The sequence below is a fragment of the Neobacillus sp. GCM10027624 genome, from assembly GCF_042675345.1.
GTDB classification, from domain to species: Bacteria; Bacillota; Bacilli; order Bacillales; family Cytobacillaceae; genus Neobacillus; species Neobacillus cucumis_D.
In genome coordinates this window covers 146,922-164,992 of the sequence record NZ_JBHTHD010000013.1, presented here as the reverse complement: position 1 = coordinate 164,992, position 18,071 = coordinate 146,922, and the positions used below count along the sequence as shown (strand labels likewise).

Here is an 18,071-nt window from a genome sequence, read left to right as displayed (position 1 = left end):
CCTACCAGTGCTATTTTTAATAGACTCCTACCTGTGACCAAGCAGATGCTACTGCACTATATTGAGTGCTGCCTGATCCGTAAAGGTCTGCTGCTGCAGCAAGTAGAGAGGCGCGGGCATCGCTAAAGTTGCTCTTAGGTGATAGATAAACAGTTAGGGCACGATAATAAATTTTTTGAGCCGTATCGAATCCGACCTGCTGAATCGTTAAATAGGCGGCTTTGTTTGGAATGCCACTGTTTGTATGTACCCCGCCATTGTCAGAGGTTGTGTTCACATAGCCGCTCATATTATCCGGCTGACCGTAGAGTGTCGGGTTGGATAAGCTTCTTAGAGCATCTCCTGACTTCTGCGGTGTGTAAACGTCCTCCCCAATTAAGTAATCGCCGCGATCCATAAAAACTCCGAACGTATCGGAAATCGACTCATTGAGGGCTCCTGATTGATATTGGTACTCTAATCCGGCTGTTCGTTCAGTAACTGCATGGGTTAGCTCATGACCAACGACATCCAGTGAACCAGATAAAGAGGTAAAGGTTGTCCCATCGCCATCCCCATACACCATCTGCGAGCCATTCCAGAAGGCATTGTTGTAATTTTTACTATAGTGGACCGATGAACGAATGGTTGCGCCATTGTTATCAAAGCTGTTACGGTTAAAATTATTTTTATAATAGTCGTAAACAACGCCGGCATAATAGTGAGCATCTACATCTGCACGCTGGGAGGTCGAATTAAAATTATTGTCAGCGTCAACCGAATAGTTACCTGGTAAACGTGTTCTATTGGCTGCTGTTCTTGTTTCAATCACACCACTCATCGGTTTCGTGGTATCGTACAAATAATAAGTTCCTCCCGAATAATAGGTATTAATGGTTTTTGTGTCACCTAAAACACCAACACCTGTTCCTTCAGCCACTGCATTATATGAATCTAGGATCTTTCCATTGTTTGCATCCACATAAACGACCCAGTTGGCCGGATACGGCTGAATAAATTGAAGATTGATTTTGTAGGCGTGATAGAAGTCATTCCCTTTTTTATAAATCACTTGCTTGCTTTTTTCGACTAGCCCCCGCTCTTTTTCTCCTCTAGGGCCAGCCTCTGCATCAATTAGGGTTTGCTCTTTTGTCAGATTGATTGATTTCCACGCATACGCAAGCGCTACATCCTTTGAAAGTTGTGCTTTCAGCTTTCCTTTAAAATAACCGGGCGCTTCTGGAAATACATCCCCATTGACAGCGGTTACAATTCCGTTTTTATCAGTATGAACCTTAAAAGCTGCACCGTCGACAGGAATGCCTTGAACCGATTGAACAAAATCATAATGTGTGCTGCCAATTTCATCGGTTTGAATATTCAGTAATGTAAGATCTTTATCCGAATCTAATTGATAGATTTGTTTATTCTCTTTAATAAATTGTTTAATAGCTTCCTTGTCTTTATGACCCTTAGTTGATAGTTTTCCATGAACAAAGGTTGGAACAGCTTGTCCCTTTTTCCAGGTCACCTTTGCATCCTTATTGAACTGAACTTCCTTTGCAGCCATCACATTATAAGGTGTTTTGGCTTGTGCAGCAGCAGTAAATGGCATGACTGCTCCTACTGTTAGACCGAGGGCAAGAACAAGTGAAGTACGCTTTTTCATCTACTTTAGACCTCCTGAAAAATAATTTATAATTTTCTAAATAATTATACCATGGGAAAAAGCAGGCGAAGATTGGGAAACAACACTCAAAATCTATCAATATTTTTGAAAAATTAAAGTGATTTTCCCAATGTTTTATTTTAATATGTTAACTAATTATAAAATTAAGTTGACATATATTCCTGACGCTTTTACAATAAAAATTGAAAAAGATATGAATCTATAGTTAAATATGAGGAGATGGAATATGAAACTTTTAGACATTACATATGTTGCTTTATTAGCAGCCTTTATGGGAGCTTTAGGCTTTGTCCCGCCAATCATGCTCTCGTTTACACCAGTTCCCATCACGCTCCAAACGTTTGGTGTTCTGCTTGCCGGCGGTGTATTAGGCGCAAAACGCGGGGCCTGGAGTATGATTATTTTTCTTTTACTCGTTGCAGCGGGTGCACCGCTATTGTCTGGGGGACGTGGGGGTTTTGCCGTATTCTTAGGACCAAGCGCCGGATATTTAATTTCCTGGCCGATTACCGCATTGTGCCTCGGCTATCTCATCTCTCGTTTCAGCAAACTGCGTCTTGGAAGAATCCTATTCATCAACCTAACTGTTGGAATACTCATGATGTACATAATCGGCATTCCAGTCCAAGCCTTCATCATGCACATTAAACTAACCGACGCCATCATCACCAGCCTAGTCTATATTCCGGGAGACATCCTAAAAGCAACCCTAGCATCCTACCTCGTATACAGACTAGCTAAATCACCGGCTATAAAACGAAACCTGCATAAAAATGCGGAGACACTATAACGGTGTCTCTTTTTATTATCATTCGACAAATTTCGGGCGGTGCCTGTCACCACCCGAAATTTGTCGAATTCATCTGAGAGGAGAAAATAGATGGGTTCGATTACTGACTTATATGCAAATCATGCAAAGAAGTTTCCAATGAAAACAGCGATTTTAACGGCTGGGGAGAGGATTACATATCAGGAGTGGTATGAACGGGTTTGTCGAACAGCGAATTGGTTTGGATCCTTCCATTCTCTCAATAAAACGGTTGCGATTTTGCTTCCGAATGGGATTCCTTTTCTGCAGCTGTTTACAGGGGCAGCTGCAGCAGGTTGGACGGCAGTCCCCTTTGATATAAAATGGACCGAATCAGAGGTAGATAATCGGCTTGCTCTTTCTAGGGCTTCGCTTGTTATAACGACAAAAACCAGGAGTGCTTCCGTAAAAAACCTCCATTCCCCTACTAAAGTTATCATTTGGGAAGAATGCCTGGAGGAAATTCAGCGGGGATCTGCCCCGGAAACCATACATTCTAACGGGGAACTTCCCTTTTACATGGGATTCACTTCCGGTACGACAGGTAATCCGAAAGCATTTATTCGCTCACATAACTCGTGGGTTGCAAGCTTTGCCTGCAACCAAGTTGATTTTCAGATGAATAAGAATGACCACGTCTTAATCCCTGGGGCGCTGATTCATTCCCATTTCCTCTATGGCGCAATCAGCACACTGTATCTTAGTGGAACCGTCTATTTGCTTGAAAAATATATCCCATCCCAGGCCTTGAGGTGGATTGAGACAGCTCCGATTAACGTCATCTATGTCGTCCCGACGATGATTTCCTCCCTTTTTCAGGCGGAATGTACCATCGAAAGGCCACTAAAAATTCTTTCCTCCGGGGCTAAATGGGAGGAGCATTCCAAGCACCAGGTCCGCAGCCAGTTTCCAAACCTCACCCTGTATGAGTTTTACGGGGCAAGCGAGCTAAGCTTTGTAACCGTATTATCCGATCAGGAAATGGAGAGAAAACCGGGTTCTGTCGGCAGGCCCTGCCATAATGTAAAAATTGAAATCCGCCTGCAGGATTCTAAGCTGGCAAAGCCGAATCAAACAGGAAAGATTTATGTGAAAAGTAAAATGATTTTCAGTGGATACCTGGAGCCCGATCAAAGCACAGTTCAAGCAGAGCATGATTGGCTTACCGTTCATGACATGGGCTATTTGGATGAAGAAGGATACCTTTATATTGACGGCCGGGAAAAGAACATGATTCTCTATGGCGGCATCAATATTTTCCCGGAAGAAATTGAAAAAGTACTTTCCTTACATCATGAAGTGGAGGAAGTAGCCGTTATTGGAGTAAGTGACCCTTACTGGGGACAAATCGTAACCGCAGTGGTCAAAGGCTCTGCCACAAAATTGGAACTTCAAAGATTGTGCAAGGAAAAACTTGCTTCTTTTAAAATCCCGCGAAAATGGGTATTCGTCGATGAAATGCCCTATACAAGCGGCGGAAAAATTGCCCGCAGGCAAGTAATCGAATTGGTCGAAAGCAAGGTGAACAACCATTAAAAAAGCAGTCATTGTCCAAGCAAAGCGAACCCCCATCGGTAAGCAAAATGGAATATTTCAATCCCTACAGCCCCATGAGCTGGCTGCTCCCTTGCTTCAGCACTTAGCAAGAGGTATCGAGGATCAGATTGACGATTGTCTTTTAGGAAATGTGACAGGGCCCGGAGGAAATATTGCCCGGCTTTCAGCCTTATCAGCAGGCCTTCCACTTCAGGTCCCCGGTGTAACCCTAGATCGCCAATGCAGTGCCGGTCTCGAAGCGATTCGCATGGCTTCCTATTATATCCAAGGTGGTGCAGGCCAATGCTATCTAGCCGGTGGTGTCGAAAGCCCAAGCACCTCTCTTTTTCCAAAAAGAGCCCGCTTCTCACCTGACCACATCGGTGACCCAGATATGGGGGTTGCGGCTGAATATGTCGCTCAAAAATTTGGAATCAGTAAGGAAACACAGGATGAATACGCCTTGTTGAGCTATCATCGCAGCTGGGAGGCTTATAAAAAAGGTTTTTTTACAGAAGAAATCATCGCGGTTGAAAGGCATAGCGGGGATGAGGAATTCAGTAAGGAGCGAAACATGAGCGCACTGCTAAAACGGGCAAAACCGATATTTGTAAAAAATGGGACCGTGACCGCTGCAAACAGCTGCGGGATTCATGACGGGGTAGCTGCCGTAGTCGTAATGGAGGAGTCAACTGCACTTCATCTTGGATACAAACCGGTTCTCCGCTTCGTTGATAGCCAGGCGGCAGGGTTACACCCCCACTATCCCGGAGCAGCACCAATTCCAGCCATCCAAACATTGCTAAAAAGAAATGGACTGACCATTGAAGAGATTGATCTCTTTGAAATCAACGAGGCTTTCGCTTCAAAAATTGCCGCGTGCGCGCAGGAACTTTCAATCCCGTACGAAAAACTAAATGTATCCGGCGGCGCCTTAACCATCGGTCACCCTTACGGAGCATCGGGTGCCATTTTGGTTACGAGGCTGTTCTATGAAGTACAACGAAAGAAAAATGCTCGTTTTGCTGTGGCCGCGATTGGCAGCGGCGGTGGTGTTGGAGTTGCCGTATTATTTGAAGTTGTGAAAAGATAAGTCAGGCAGCTGCCTGGCTTATTTTGTACTAACGGCGTGAATAAAATAACGAACACTATGGGTAAATTATCTTAAAAAGGAAAATTTCATGATTGGACTTATTATTGCCATTATAGTGTTTAACCTTACTGCCTTTAAAACAAATAAAATTCTTACTGCCAATCTGATTGTTCATATCTGGGTCTTTACAGTTTCCTTTCAAAGCCTTTTTGACACCATCATTGAATTCAAATTCCATGCCTATTGGTATTTTGGTAAAGAAGTCGATTGGTCTGGACTAATTCCACATATATTTTTAGTCCCGCCAGTTAATATGATTTTTCTAAATTGGTTTCCCTATACGGCCAATCTCCTAAAGAAAGCTGTTTATATATTCTCTTTTGTGATTGCCATTTTATTATACGAATTAGTAGCCCTTCTGCCGGAACCCTGGGGATATTTTCATTATGGTTGGTGGAAACTCTGGTATGCAGCCATTATTGATCCCTTTTTGCTGCTTATTTTACTAGGTTATTATAAGTGGGTACGTTCCTTGGAAAAGAACGCTCTAGGGAAAACCTAAATAAAACAGAGCTTGGGTTTCCAAGCTCTGTTTGTTACAGCCAAATTACATTTCTTCCGTTCCTTTTAATACCGAGGAAGAGCGCTTAAATAAAGGAACTAAGGCCAGTACCCCTACAATAAATAACAGGGCTGACGCTTCATACATGGTTAGAAGCGAAAATGCTTTTTTCAACCATCCGCTCGCACTCATGGAAATTACCATCGTTCCCATAAACATTGGGTTTAAGATCCCATTAACCCTTCCGATAAAAGCAGCCTCAGTATTTTGCAAAATCATCGTATTAATCCCGATATGAATGCACGGCATGAAGAGTCCGCTGATAAATTGGGCTGTCAAAGTCAGCCATAATTGATCTGATACCCCCATTACGAAGAATCCGATTGCACATACGGACATACCAAGCGCAAGCAGGATTTGCGGCGGGGTCTTTTTCGCAAGACCAATTGTCAGGCCTCCTCCTAAAATCATCCCTATTCCAAAAGCAGCCATCAGCCATTGCAGCTGTTCTTTTGGTAGCCCAAGACGTTCGGTAACAAGGAAAACAGCTAATGGCTGGGTAAGCCCTAACCCTAAGCCTGCAGCAGCAAAACATCCGCCAAGCAATGTTAATGCACGACTGTTCCAAACATAACGGAATCCTGCTTTCATTTCATTTAGAAGCGTGGTCTTCTCTTGATTTTCTTCACTCTCTTTATCAGGAGGCAGCATGAATAAAATGGCTGCAGACAATAGGAACGCAATTCCCATGATGGCGATTGCGGCATTAATGCCGTAATGCTGAAACACAAAGGTTCCAATAATTGGACCGAGAATCATAAACAAAGCGAATACCGTTTGGTACATCGACATCCCCATTTGGATCAGTTCTTCTTTGACATGTATCTTGAATAGCTTCATTCCGGATGGTTGTGAAAACTGCGATAGAATCGATGAAACAAGGGTCGCAAAGAAAATGACCTTCCAGCTTCCGAAAAAAAGTGTCAACAGGACAACAAAAATCGACAACGCGCTGAGAAAATCGCACCAAATCATGGTCCGCTTTGGACGCCAGCGGTCTGCAAAGGTTCCGCCAATAAAGGAAAACAGAAAGATTGGGGCAAATTCCGCTACAGAAATAAGCGAAACGGCTACTGGATTTTCATGAGTTCGTTCAATGACATATAGTAAAATTGAATAGTTACGTACCCAGATACCAATTTGCAGGAAAAATACGGATAAGAGAATGGTACGAATAACCCGGTTTCGAAACAACGCTCCGACAGTGATATCTGATTTTGTTTTTTCCATAAAAAAACCTCCATATTCCTAACCTGGACAGGAGGCAAAACATACACAAATGGGCATAGTACACTAAATTTCCCTGTACTCCCCCATAACTTATGTAAAAAAGTCCGCACTAATCCTATCCAGAAATATTTTCGTTGATACGAATTTTTTTCTTACAATAGGATTAGTAGTTCATCGGCTTAATGGTCACCCTTTTCATAAATAGTAAGTTAATACTACTTTAATTTGAGTGAATAATCAAGAAAAATTTGTAATTAAATGGTAAGAGAAGACTCACTTTAAGGAAGGGTACTATTGACACTAAAAACATACTGGGCATCTACAAAGAGTTCAGCCAATCACAAAAAACTATCTGTATCTTCTATACCCTCCACAGGTAAGTGATGTTTTCATTTTCATAAATTCATACATGAGATTTGCGTTTCTTCCTTTTTGGGTTTGTGGATTTCTTTTATAGCGCAGGCATTCCATGAATTCATAATCACATTGGCAGGGGGATATTCCGTAATCGAGGCAGGTGTCATGCCTATAGCAGCAGTAATCAACATCATTAATTGGTGCACCAGGACCGCTGCATCCTGGGCCACACCATCTATATTCCGGGAAAATACAGATTGGAAACAGACTTTTTCGTTTCTTTCTTCCTTGCACCATCATCACCCCCAAAATTATAATTTTTATATATAAATATGTAGAAATTATAAAAATGAAATGGCTAATCCCCAACTTGTACAAATTCCTCTTTTTTATAATTATAATAAAAAAAAGCTAGAAGCATTAACCAACATATTTTCTTCGCTGAAAAAGCAAACTAAAAACTGCTGCTCATAATAAAAGGGAGTTGGTTTAGTTGAAATGGCATATGAGACTTTTATCGATGATTCAAAAAAAAGAAGATAAAAAAATCGCTCTTGCAGTTGATACCTCATCCGTTGAAGTACAAACAATTCTAATTAATAACATAGTTAAGTTATTCGAAACTGTTAAGCCCGATACCCTTCTCGTTCAAGCCGATTTCAAAATACGCAGCATTACCCCTGTTAAATCAGACACCATCAAATATCATACACATGGAAAAGCCTCTTATACAGATGTTTTAGAATGGGCAGATAAGGAGAATATTGACACCTTATTCTACATAACCGACGTAACCGGTTATATTTATGAAGAAATCACAAATGTGGATTATGAGCTTTATTGGCTGGTCCCAGATGTATTTTTGCCAAAAGTCCCTTTTGGGAAAGCCATAAAAATTGCTTAAAATAAAAAAGGTGCCTGAGGCACCTTTTTTATTTACGCTACTTGCTCTTCGCTTGATTCATCCAGTTTGTGGCCTTCCCATTTTGTAATGACAATCGCAGCCAAGGAGTTTCCGACAACGTTTACGGCTGTCCGCGCCATGTCTAGGATCCGGTCAATACCAGCAATAAAGGCAAGACCCTCAACAGGGATCCCAACCGTTCCTAAGGTTGCAAGTAAAACAACAAACGATACTCCAGGAACCCCGGCAATACCTTTTGAAGTGACCATTAACACTAAAACTAACGTGATTTGATGGCCAATACTCATGTGAATACCATACATTTGCGCAAGGAATAGTGCTGCAATCGCTTGGTACAGTGTTGAACCATCGAGGTTAAAGGAATATCCGGTTGGAATAACAAACGATGTAATTGCCTTTGGACATCCGAGCCTCTCCATTTTTTCCATGATTTTCGGTAAAACGGTTTCCGAACTTGCTGTTGAATATCCTAACATCAGTTCGTCTTTTAAATACTTTAGGAATTTAAAGATATTAATTCCAACAAGTTTTGCCACTAGTCCCAACACAACCAGAATAAAGAAGAACATTGCACCATAAACGACAATAACAAGTTTTCCAAGTGGAATTAAAGAGCTTAAACCAAATTTAGAAACCGTTACTCCAATTAAGGCAAAAACACCAAGCGGTGCAACCTTCATTACTTGATTTGTTACGTAAAACATGGCCTCAGCCGTTCCTTTAAAGAAATTCACAATAGGAGTTCCTTTTTCCCCGATTGCAGCCACTCCAAGACCAAACATAACGGAGAAGAAAATAATCGCAAGCATATCACCGTTGGCAAGGGACTGCATGATATTAGTCGGAACAATATTGACGAAGGTGTCAACCATGGAATGTGACTCGGTTGTTTTCGCAGTTTCGACATACGTATTAATATCGGTCTTAGTCAAGCGAGACATTTCTACGCCTGTACCGGGATGGAATATATTTGCTGCTAAAAGACCGACTACAATCGCAATCGTGGTAATTAATTCAAAATAAAGAAGTGTTTTTCCGCCAAGCTTTCCTAAAGACTTCATATCGCCAGTACCGGCAACACCGACGATTAAGCTTGAGACAACAATCGGAATCACAATCATTTTAATCAAACGAATGAAGATATTCCCAATTGGCTGCAAATAAGTTTCAACATGCGGGTTTCCATAAAAAATGGCACCGACAATGATACCTAAGGCTAACCCAATGAAAATTTGCCATGCTAAGCTAATTTTCCTCATCTGTATCTCCCCTTTTGTGAATGTAATCAAGCTGTTTTGAAATACAACTTGAGGATGTTTAAAACCCGGAGTGAAGAAAGATATTATTTCAATATAACGCTTTCAATATCTAGCATAAAGGAATTACAGCCTTATAGCAATGAAAAATTACTGGAAGTTGAATTAAAGTTCAAGTTTGATTAGCTATTCTAATATAAATTATAATTCTTTCCGTTTGCTGAATATTGTTTTCCTAATTTGAAATAATATCCGCGAATTATAATAGGAAATACGAGCAAAAGGCCAAATTTTTCGAGTGGAATTTTTAAAGAGTTTTGGCAATCATACCTGATGGACTGGCCGTTCTAATATAGTACGAATGAAGCAAAAACTAAAAGCATGTACCAAAAACAGGTGTTACTGTACCTTCTTTATAAGATGAACTACCCACAACAAACAACAGAAGCTCTAATTCCGAGCTTCTTTTTTTATAAAAACAGAAAAATCATCCTATGAAAAATGGAGGATTATTTTTCGAATGACCATACCAATGAATAATCCAGGAATCATAAACAAAATCGGAAGCCATACAGGACCGAATAGAACCCCAAATAATTTAAAGGTATTGGAATACATACAGCCAACCGTTACAAAGTAGGCGGCAAACACAAAAGGCATAAACGAATATCGGTCCTTCCCACCTCCAGCATCCTTCCATGCATCCCACATGGCGAAAAAATATAAACATGGATAAAACATTAGCCATTGATAATTCGTCTCCTGGATTGCTTTTACGATTTCCCCTTGAAAACTTAACATGATAATCGTATTAAAATGGGCTTTGACATTGATCAAAAATTCTAATCCAACAAATAATAGCCCTTTTATATATTTACCATTTAGAAGCTGCCCAAATCCAGGGAGGGCAATACTCCAAAAAAGCATTTCAACTTTGCGGTCACTTTTTCCCATTGTCTTCCCAACTTTACCATTAAACTTTTTTAAATGAGATTTTATTACAGAAAAGTCCTTATTCTGTATTTTGAACCATTCACCTCTCTTTTATGAGTACAAGTGCTTATTCGTAGATATAGTTATAATAAAGATAAAAATACTAAGAGAAATACCAAAAGATGCTAGGATCATGGAAACAGGCATAGATAAACAACAGTATGAGTAAATGTTTATTCACCTATTTCCTTAGAAACTGTAAAGGATACTCAAATACGATCAATCCTTAAAGGATAATATTCGTTTGTCAGCGGAATTTGCAGAGTTTGCATAAGTCACAAATTTGAAAAAAGGCGACCGAGTCATCATTCCTTTTAATGTGAGCTGCGGCCACTGCTGGTATTGTACACATGATTTGACAAGTCAATGTGACAATGGAAATCCCCATGGCCAAGGTTCAGGTTTCTTTGGCTATTCTGAAACCACGGGTGGATATGCCGGTGGCCAGGCAGAATATATGCGGGTCCCATTCGGAAATTTTACTCCCTTTAAAATTCCCGATAATTGTGAAGTCGAAGACGAAAAATTAGTGCTGCTTGCTGATGCAGCACCAACCGCCTACTGGAGTGTAGATCATGCCGGTGTAAAGGAAGGAGATACCGTCATTGTCCTAGGCTGCGGCCCCGTTGGTTTGTTGGCACAAAAATTCTCCTGGTTAAAAGGAGCCAAACGGGTTATTGCCGTTGATTATGTTGGATATCGCCTCGAGCATGCAAAACGGACGAACAAGGTTGAGATTGTTAATTTTGAAGATCATGAAAATGTCAGGGATTACCTGCTCGAAATTACCAAGGGCGGGGCTGACATCGTGATTGATGCGGTTGGAATGGACGGAAAAATGACCCCGCTCGAGTTTCTTGCTTCTGGGTTAAAGCTCCATGGTGGTTCAATGGGTGCAATTGTAATTGCAAGTCAGGCTGTAAGAAAAGGCGGAACGATTCAGCTTACAGGGGTATACGGCGGCAGGTACAACTCCTTTCCTCTCGGTGATATTTTCCAGAGGAATGTTGATATTAAAACAGGCCAGGCCCCGGTCATTCCGTATATGCCGTTCCTCTACGATATGATTAATGGAGGAAAAATTGATCCAAGCGACATCATCACCCATATCCTTCCATTGGATCAGGCTAAGCATGGATATGAGGTGTTTGATACAAAAACTGAGGACTGCATTAAGGTGATTTTACGGCCGTGATGGTGTTGGGGACAAATTTATATCATCTGCTATTTTTGTCCATAATACTTATTGGGGGCAGATTTTCAAGTTGATTATTTAGGTTTGTCCCCAATGATTTTTATTGAAAATACCTTCCTTGATTTCTGAGACGTTTTCCCCTATAAAATAATTCCCCTTTTTTTCATTAGGCTTCTTCACATCTTCTTGAAATAGGTATATGCCCTTCCATTCTTTTCATCTATTACATATTTTGTTAGTACCTAAAACGGGAGGTGTAATAAGATGTCTGATGGATACGCTGGCGGATTTGCATTGATTGTTGTATTGTTTATCCTCCTTATTATTGTAGGAGCTGCCTATATTGGCTGTGGCTTCTATTAAGAAGTAAATTTACTTAATCTTGAAAGGGGGATTATTATGTTTGGCTACGGTGGATTTGGCTATGGTTATGGCGGATGCGGTTACGGCGGATTTGGCTATGGTGCTGGAGGCTTTGCCTTAATCGTAGTATTATTTATTCTTTTAATCATCGTTGGAGCAGCTTGCTTCTATTAATAATTAAAGTTTATTTAAAAAAAGACACGTTAAAGCAATGCAAAAAATTTTGCATTGCTTTTTATATTTTTATTAGGCTATTTTCGTAAACTTTTTACAGATACAGACCTAGTCGATCAACCGCTTACGGCAGATAACTTACACCGAATATGTTTACAAAATGATCCAATAACAGTTTTTGGATTTATTTATCAATTGAGCATTCCACAGAGTGAATAGTTCTATAAGGAATAGAAACCCTATTTAGTGGAGGTGGAATCCATGCCAAGTGAAAATAAAAATTCTCCAAATAACATTAAATATAGTATTTGGGAAACACGAACCGATGAAGAGCAGATGGAGAATAAGCATAAAATCACAGAAGCAATTCAGGGAACAAATCTCGAGTCAAAGATTGAAGAAAAACACGAATAACAAGACAAAAGCAACCAAATGGGGTTGCTTTTTCTTGTTATTTTTCAAATATACCTATATTATTTGGATGATCTATTAATCGTTACTGCATTTATTCATATTACTTTAAAAGGGACGGGAAGACTTATTTTAATCTATTCACGGAAAACCTTCACAGTTGGAATCATATGTCTTTTATTCATCGGTTTCTTTATATTTTATCATCTCCATAAACCGGTTCAAACACCACCGCAGAAGAATAAGCACTCAGTTGTGAAAAAGAAAGAATACATACCTGTCGTGGAATATAATGGCGGAAGCCATCTAAAGGAAATTGGACAAAAAGTCCGGCAAAAAAACTGGGGGACATTAACTCTAGTAGATAGAATAAAAGTAAACAATACATTTACGGTTTCCCCGATGGTGATTAAGGTAAATGACGTAAAAATAATCAGACTATCAAACCTAACCAAACAAACTAAAGAATTTTTACGAGGATATACCGGTTTAAGTAATGAAGAGGCTTATCAATTATTTACGGAAAAAAATCTAAGTAATGAAGAAATACAAGACCGTGTCGAGCTTTCACGGACAGAAATCGGCAATAATACTACTTATTTAGAGATTACTTATTCTGTTAAAAATACTGGCTCAAAAGAACTTCAATTTTTTAGCATAGAAAATGTTAAATTAAACCATAAATGGTCTTATAAAGTGCCGGAAGAAAACTTTATCCTGTCCGATGATACGTTAATAGGCGCCAAAAGTGTCAGCAGAGTGGATTACAGGCCCGGCGAATCCCGAAAAGGAACAATTGGCCTATTGAATGAGTCGGATTCCTCCATCCGTAAAATAACATCTTTTTCGTTTACAACGGATGACCTTCTTGATGGGGATTCCCACCATCTTTTAGCCAAACCAAAGACATTCACGATAAATTTTTAGCTAAAATAACTAGGGGCCTGATTGATCATCTGGCCCCCTCTGCCGTAGATGTCCCTAATTCTTTTCTCCTTGCTCTCTATGATTCATTTTTTAGTATCGACGAGGCGATGGTTGAAATAAGCATGCCCGCCTTTTGACGGTCAAAATTGTTGATATCCTTAAAAAAGTGTTGATATATCTTAATTTTGTGTTGATATCCTTCTAAAAAGTGTTGATATATCTTAAAAAAGTGTCGATATCCCGCCAAAAAGTGTTGATATCCTCACCATCTTCTTAAAAATTCTACTCTTATTGGTTCATCACAGTATATCCAAGCCAGCCAATCAAAAAAAATTACCAATCTGGATATCCCCTCCTAAAATAAAAATGGACATGATTACAGCATTAAAAACGGCCGTAACCAGTGCCCATTTCACCAAACTATTCCGAGATCCATAATGAAATACTCACCTTAAACAAATCGCCATCCGTCTCGATCTCAAGGCTGCCTTCGTGGAGGTCAATGATGGATTTAGCAATCGCAAGACCAAGACCGGATCCATCTGTATGGCGTGAGGTATCGCCACGCTTAAACCGCTCAAATAGCTCATCACTATTATCATTCAATTCATATTTGGAAACATTTTTAAAAGTAATCATCGCTTGACCGTTCAATTTGGATATCGTTATATACACACGGGAATTCTCCATTGAATATTTCAGGATATTGCCTATTAAGTTATCAAACACACGCCAAAGCTTTTGTCCATCGACAATCGCGTTAATTGGCTTCTCTGTGTTCGTAACTCGGAATTGCAGGCTGGATTCATTGATCATAACATCATATTCTCCCAGCGCCTGCTGCAATAGTTGGACGAGATCCACCTTTTCCTTTTTCAATTCAATATTGCCGCTTGCCATTTTCGATACTTCAAACAAATCATCTATTAACACCTTTAACCGCTTGGATTTCCGATCAATAATTTCAAGATAAGCAGTTCGTTCCTCTGTTGATACCTCGTCAGTTTTTAACAGCTGAGTATAGGTAATGATAGATGTCAGCGGCGTTCTTAGATCATGACTGACATTGGTAATCAACTCCGTTTTCAGGCGTTCGCTCTTGGCCTGGGCATTTTGTGAGGTTTTTACCCCTTGCTTTAACACATTGATATTGCCAGCAAGCTTTGCAAAAACAGACTTCCCTGATACTTCCAAATCCTGCCCCATTTTTCCTGCAGCAAGCTCATTCGTTTTTTCAACAATCTTGTTGAGGTACGCCATTCGATTGACCAGCATGATTACGATCGGAATTGCTGCAAGCCCAATCAAGATTAAATAAAAAGGAAGAAATACTGGCTGCACAACAACTAAAACGGCTACTAATCCTAAGCTATATGCCGCGCCCAATAGAATAAACAATTGAGTGGCAGCTGTTTGATTTAAAAAGGCCTCTTTTAATTTGACCACTGCTTTCTTAAAAAGAAGTTTTGTATTTTTTCCTGATTTAAAAACTAAAGCTTTTTCCCATTGGGTTTTAATTGTTTTCCAGTCTTTTTTGATTACATAGAGGTAATTCCATTGGATAAAGGTAATTGCTCCAAAAATCAGTCCAATGAAAAGAAAAATAACGAAATCCTTACCGGTAACAAAAGGATTTTCATAAAAATAAATGACCTGATTGTTCGCTGCGAATAAACCAAAGGCGAAGCCTAGCCCTGATAGAATAAATAGAATGCCCCGTACATCAATGGGGAGCCAATTATAATATCGCTTCCATTTTTCGATTTCTGCTGGAATCCCTTTCGAATTTTTCCGGATTAAGAAGCCAACAAGAAGGGCAATCATACCTGATACAACGTAAATCCATAACAAGTTTCGCTGTTTTTTATAATTTTCTGCTTCCGACATTAACCAATTATCAGAGGACAGTGACTTAGGCACTCCGAGTTGTACCCCTGACGTTTCCATTGATTTGGAAATCATGGCATTAATAACATCATAATCTCCGGGGCCAAAATACATGAAATCATCTTGCTGAAGATAATGATTTGTATAAAACAGCATATGTTTAGAGTTCATTACATCTTTTGCCGTTTTTCCATCTGACAGTTGAAGATTTGTGTAGACTTTTCCGGTGGACTTGTCCTGATAATAGTATAGAAATGCATCCTTATAGCGCTGAAATTCTTCGCGATAATTCTCTCTTTCTTTAAAGTACTTTTCGATTTTCTTTTCTTTTTCCTTCACAATCTTTTGTTGGACATACTTGTCACTATTAAAAGTATTGGTGATATCCTTGATCTTTTGATCTCTTTCCGCAGTCAATGAATCCACCGTCACTTGATCCTCTTTAGCCTTTGCTTCTAAGATTCGTTGCTCGTATTGCTCTTTAATGTTATTTTCCTGCTCAGATAGACTTCCGTACCGATAGCGATACTCATTGATGTCGTCCTTTGTAACCTTAATCGTTTTTTTCGCTTCCTCCAAGGGGATATTCGTTAGCTCAAACATGATAAAATATCCGGGGAATTGGTCCATATAGCTTTGAAATTCCTGCGTGTGGAAATAGTTGCGGGTAAGGAGGCGTTCTCCGGAAGTAAAAACAGTAATGATTCCACTTAGGCCAAACGTTATTAGTAAAACCCAGATGCCAATAAGGAGCTTATTTTTCCATTTTATACCCAATACCCCACACCACCTTCAAAAATCTTGGATTTTTTGGATCAATTTCAATCTTCTCGCGAATTTTCCGAATGTGAACTGCAACCGTATTTTCCGCGTTATACCCCGGTTCCTTCCAGACCCGTTCATAGATTTCATCGATAGAAAACACCCGGCCTGCATTTGTCATTAGAAGTTCCACAATTTTATATTCAATTGGTGTTAACTTTATCGGCTCTCCGTGGACTGTTACTTCTTTTGCCGCCTGGTCTAAAATCAACCCATTAAGATCAATTATCTTTTTAATCCCATCGTATGTACCCAGGGTCACAAACCGCCTGAGCTGTGATTTCACGCGGGCCACAAGTTCCATCGGATTGAATGGCTTTGTGACGTAGTCATCTGCCCCAACCTGAAGGCCTAAAATTTTATCGGTATCCTCGCTTTTCGCACTCAAAATAATGATGGGAATGTTTTTTGATTCGCGAATTTTATAGGTGGCTGCAATCCCATCGAGCTTCGGCATCATCACATCAAGAATAATCAGATGTACCGGATGTTCATTGAGGATTTCCAATGCTTCGAGCCCATCCTTCGCTTTTAATACCGTAACACCTTCATTTTTCAAATAGATCTCGATGACATCCCGGATTTCTTTTTCGTCATCAACCACTAAAACATAATATGGATCCATGTTTCCCCTTCTTTCTATCTACCAATTTTTTCATTACTTATATAATAAACGGAAAATCTTAACATTCATTTTGGATAATTCTTAAGAATTTCTTAAGATTATTTTATACTAGAAGTTTGATAGGAGGGGGAATTCGGGAAAAATTGAGTGGAGATTAATCTTTCTTTGTAAAAATAAAAAGTCTCTTTGATGGAGAGACTTATAACAAACTATGGAGGTGTCATAAATGGAGAAATTCCTACACATTCTATTCCAAGTTAAAGGTCCAGTTTGGGTACTGATTGAGCGGTTATTTTAAAAAATAGAATTCCATTTACAGTCTAGAATATTTCCGTTATTGAAATGGGAATTTAATGATAGGTGATGATTATGAAAAAAGCATTCATTGTATTTCTTTTGATAATGTTGATGGCACCTATTTCATTAAAGGCAAAGTCTCCGGATCTTTCGCAGACTGTCCTTCATGATTTCGCAATTGCGATTATGAAAAAAGATGAAAGATTGGCTAGGAAGTTGATTAAGCCGTCGGTTAAAATCCCTGAAATTCGTGAAAACACACCGATTCAAGGAATTGAAACACTGCCTTCTCCTCATAAAAATGCGAGAATCCTTTTAGCACGTTTTGAACGGGAATACTTTGATAACCAGTCATTTACTGAAAGAATAGCTTTTATTTGGGAGGTTTACGTCGAAAACAACAAAATTTCTAGGATCAAAGTGCTTTCTGACCTTTCAAACCCATTTATGAATGAACCAATCAAGGAATACCAAGAGAAATATAATAAGCAGTTGCTCGTCCCTGCTTATTTTCCTTTTAAAGTGACTCATATTCAAGGCAATGTGATCTACAATGAGGCGATTTGGTTATATCGAAATAAAAACGGTAAACTATCCATTCAGGCAACGCCTCATTTAGGAAAGTTGGGTGCAATAAAAGATTATCGTGCTCTTGTACTAAAGAATGGGCAAGAGGCCTTTATTAAAGAGATTCCAGCTGGATATGAGGTTACTTTTCTGTATGATGATATTCAATATACTGTGAAGCTAGAGGGTGAAAAGAAGCTCTATCAACCGACGGAAAAAGAGCTAATTGATGTAGTGGAATCAATGTTTCCGACTTCATAGCAGAGGGATAGATGAAGGACATTTTCACATTCACCTAACTGTAATTTGTCCTT

The 18,071-nt window shown here is 39.6% G+C and carries 17 protein-coding genes and 1 pseudogene; 11 read left to right on the top strand and 7 right to left on the bottom strand.

Annotated elements, in window-relative coordinates; all coding sequences use genetic code 11:
• Positions 1–16: 16 nt before the first annotated feature.
• Positions 17–1,648, bottom strand: a complete 1,632-nt coding sequence (locus tag ACFQZ9_RS21845; protein WP_498945376.1) for a M4 family metallopeptidase — start codon at positions 1,646–1,648, stop codon at positions 17–19.
• Positions 1,649–1,895: 247 nt separating this feature from the next.
• Here ACFQZ9_RS21845 and ACFQZ9_RS21840 point away from each other — a divergent pair, with 247 nt between their 5' ends.
• From ACFQZ9_RS21840 to ACFQZ9_RS21825, 4 genes are all read left to right on the top strand, one after another.
• Positions 1,896–2,459, top strand: a complete 564-nt coding sequence (locus ACFQZ9_RS21840; protein ID WP_026573046.1) for a biotin transporter BioY — start codon at positions 1,896–1,898, stop codon at positions 2,457–2,459.
• 90 nt (positions 2,460–2,549) lie between these two features.
• Positions 2,550–4,013 (top strand): AMP-binding protein, encoded by a 1,464-nt coding sequence (locus ACFQZ9_RS21835; protein ID WP_498945375.1) that lies wholly within the window; start codon positions 2,550–2,552, stop codon positions 4,011–4,013.
• Complete coding sequence (locus ACFQZ9_RS21830) at positions 4,009–5,106, top strand: acetyl-CoA C-acyltransferase (RefSeq protein WP_498945827.1); 1,098 nt, start codon at positions 4,009–4,011, stop codon at positions 5,104–5,106. Before ACFQZ9_RS21835 ends, ACFQZ9_RS21830 begins: the two co-directional genes overlap by 5 nt.
• A gap of 88 nt (positions 5,107–5,194) precedes the next feature.
• Positions 5,195–5,668 (top strand): hypothetical protein, encoded by a 474-nt coding sequence (locus ACFQZ9_RS21825; protein ID WP_498945373.1) that lies wholly within the window; start codon positions 5,195–5,197, stop codon positions 5,666–5,668.
• Positions 5,669–5,713: 45 nt separating this feature from the next.
• Here the strand turns inward: ACFQZ9_RS21825 and ACFQZ9_RS21820 are convergent, their stop codons facing one another.
• Both ACFQZ9_RS21820 and ACFQZ9_RS21815 read right to left on the bottom strand, forming a co-directional pair.
• A complete protein-coding gene (locus ACFQZ9_RS21820; RefSeq protein WP_498945371.1) occupies positions 5,714–6,958 on the bottom strand; it encodes an MFS transporter in 1,245 nt (414 codons plus the stop codon).
• A gap of 395 nt (positions 6,959–7,353) precedes the next feature.
• Positions 7,354–7,545 (bottom strand): hypothetical protein, encoded by a 192-nt coding sequence (locus tag ACFQZ9_RS21815; protein WP_498945369.1) that lies wholly within the window; start codon positions 7,543–7,545, stop codon positions 7,354–7,356.
• A gap of 263 nt (positions 7,546–7,808) precedes the next feature.
• Between ACFQZ9_RS21815 and ACFQZ9_RS21810 the strand changes: the two genes are divergently transcribed.
• On the top strand, positions 7,809–8,219 hold the full coding sequence (locus ACFQZ9_RS21810; RefSeq protein ID WP_498945367.1) for a vWA domain-containing protein: 411 nt from the start codon (positions 7,809–7,811) through the stop codon (positions 8,217–8,219).
• Positions 8,220–8,251: 32 nt separating this feature from the next.
• On the opposite strand, the gene ACFQZ9_RS21805 is transcribed toward ACFQZ9_RS21810, so the two are convergent.
• Both ACFQZ9_RS21805 and ACFQZ9_RS21800 read right to left on the bottom strand, forming a co-directional pair.
• Entirely contained in the window at positions 8,252–9,499 is a 1,248-nt protein-coding gene (locus ACFQZ9_RS21805) for a cation:dicarboxylate symporter family transporter (RefSeq protein ID WP_198311467.1), read from the bottom strand.
• Positions 9,500–9,988: 489 nt separating this feature from the next.
• Positions 9,989–10,450: a hypothetical protein gene (locus ACFQZ9_RS21800; protein WP_198311466.1), complete on the bottom strand. Its 462-nt coding sequence runs from the start codon at positions 10,448–10,450 to the stop codon at positions 9,989–9,991.
• A 313-nt stretch (positions 10,451–10,763) separates the two neighbouring features.
• Between ACFQZ9_RS21800 and ACFQZ9_RS21795 the strand changes: the two are divergent.
• The 5 genes and pseudogenes from ACFQZ9_RS21795 to ACFQZ9_RS21775 form a co-directional block, all read left to right on the top strand.
• A pseudogene (locus tag ACFQZ9_RS21795) lies at positions 10,764–11,684 on the top strand (zinc-binding dehydrogenase); the annotation flags it as partial.
• Between the two features lie 264 nt (positions 11,685–11,948).
• Positions 11,949–12,047, top strand: a complete 99-nt coding sequence (locus tag ACFQZ9_RS21790; RefSeq protein WP_310174143.1) for a YjcZ family sporulation protein — start codon at positions 11,949–11,951, stop codon at positions 12,045–12,047.
• A gap of 36 nt (positions 12,048–12,083) precedes the next feature.
• Complete coding sequence (locus tag ACFQZ9_RS21785) at positions 12,084–12,221, top strand: YjcZ family sporulation protein (protein ID WP_081810668.1); 138 nt, start codon at positions 12,084–12,086, stop codon at positions 12,219–12,221.
• Positions 12,222–12,482: 261 nt separating this feature from the next.
• Positions 12,483–12,635 carry a hypothetical protein gene (locus ACFQZ9_RS21780; protein WP_198311460.1) on the top strand — a complete coding sequence of 51 codons (153 nt, stop codon included), beginning with the start codon at positions 12,483–12,485 and terminating at the stop codon, positions 12,633–12,635.
• Positions 12,636–12,653: 18 nt separating this feature from the next.
• Positions 12,654–13,559, top strand: coding sequence for a hypothetical protein (locus ACFQZ9_RS21775; RefSeq protein ID WP_498945364.1), 906 nt, complete (start codon positions 12,654–12,656; stop codon positions 13,557–13,559).
• A 420-nt stretch (positions 13,560–13,979) separates the two neighbouring features.
• On the opposite strand, the gene ACFQZ9_RS21770 is transcribed toward ACFQZ9_RS21775, so the two are convergent.
• Complete coding sequence (locus ACFQZ9_RS21770) at positions 13,980–16,223, bottom strand: sensor histidine kinase (protein ID WP_498945362.1); 2,244 nt, start codon at positions 16,221–16,223, stop codon at positions 13,980–13,982.
• Positions 16,201–16,893, bottom strand: coding sequence for a response regulator transcription factor (locus ACFQZ9_RS21765; RefSeq protein WP_498945361.1), 693 nt, complete (start codon positions 16,891–16,893; stop codon positions 16,201–16,203). Before ACFQZ9_RS21765 ends, ACFQZ9_RS21770 begins: the two co-directional genes overlap by 23 nt.
• A 369-nt stretch (positions 16,894–17,262) precedes the next feature.
• Between ACFQZ9_RS21765 and ACFQZ9_RS21760 the strand changes: the two genes are divergently transcribed.
• Positions 17,263–18,018: a hypothetical protein gene (locus tag ACFQZ9_RS21760; RefSeq protein ID WP_498945359.1), complete on the top strand. Its 756-nt coding sequence runs from the start codon at positions 17,263–17,265 to the stop codon at positions 18,016–18,018.
• Positions 18,019–18,071 lie beyond the last annotated feature (53 nt).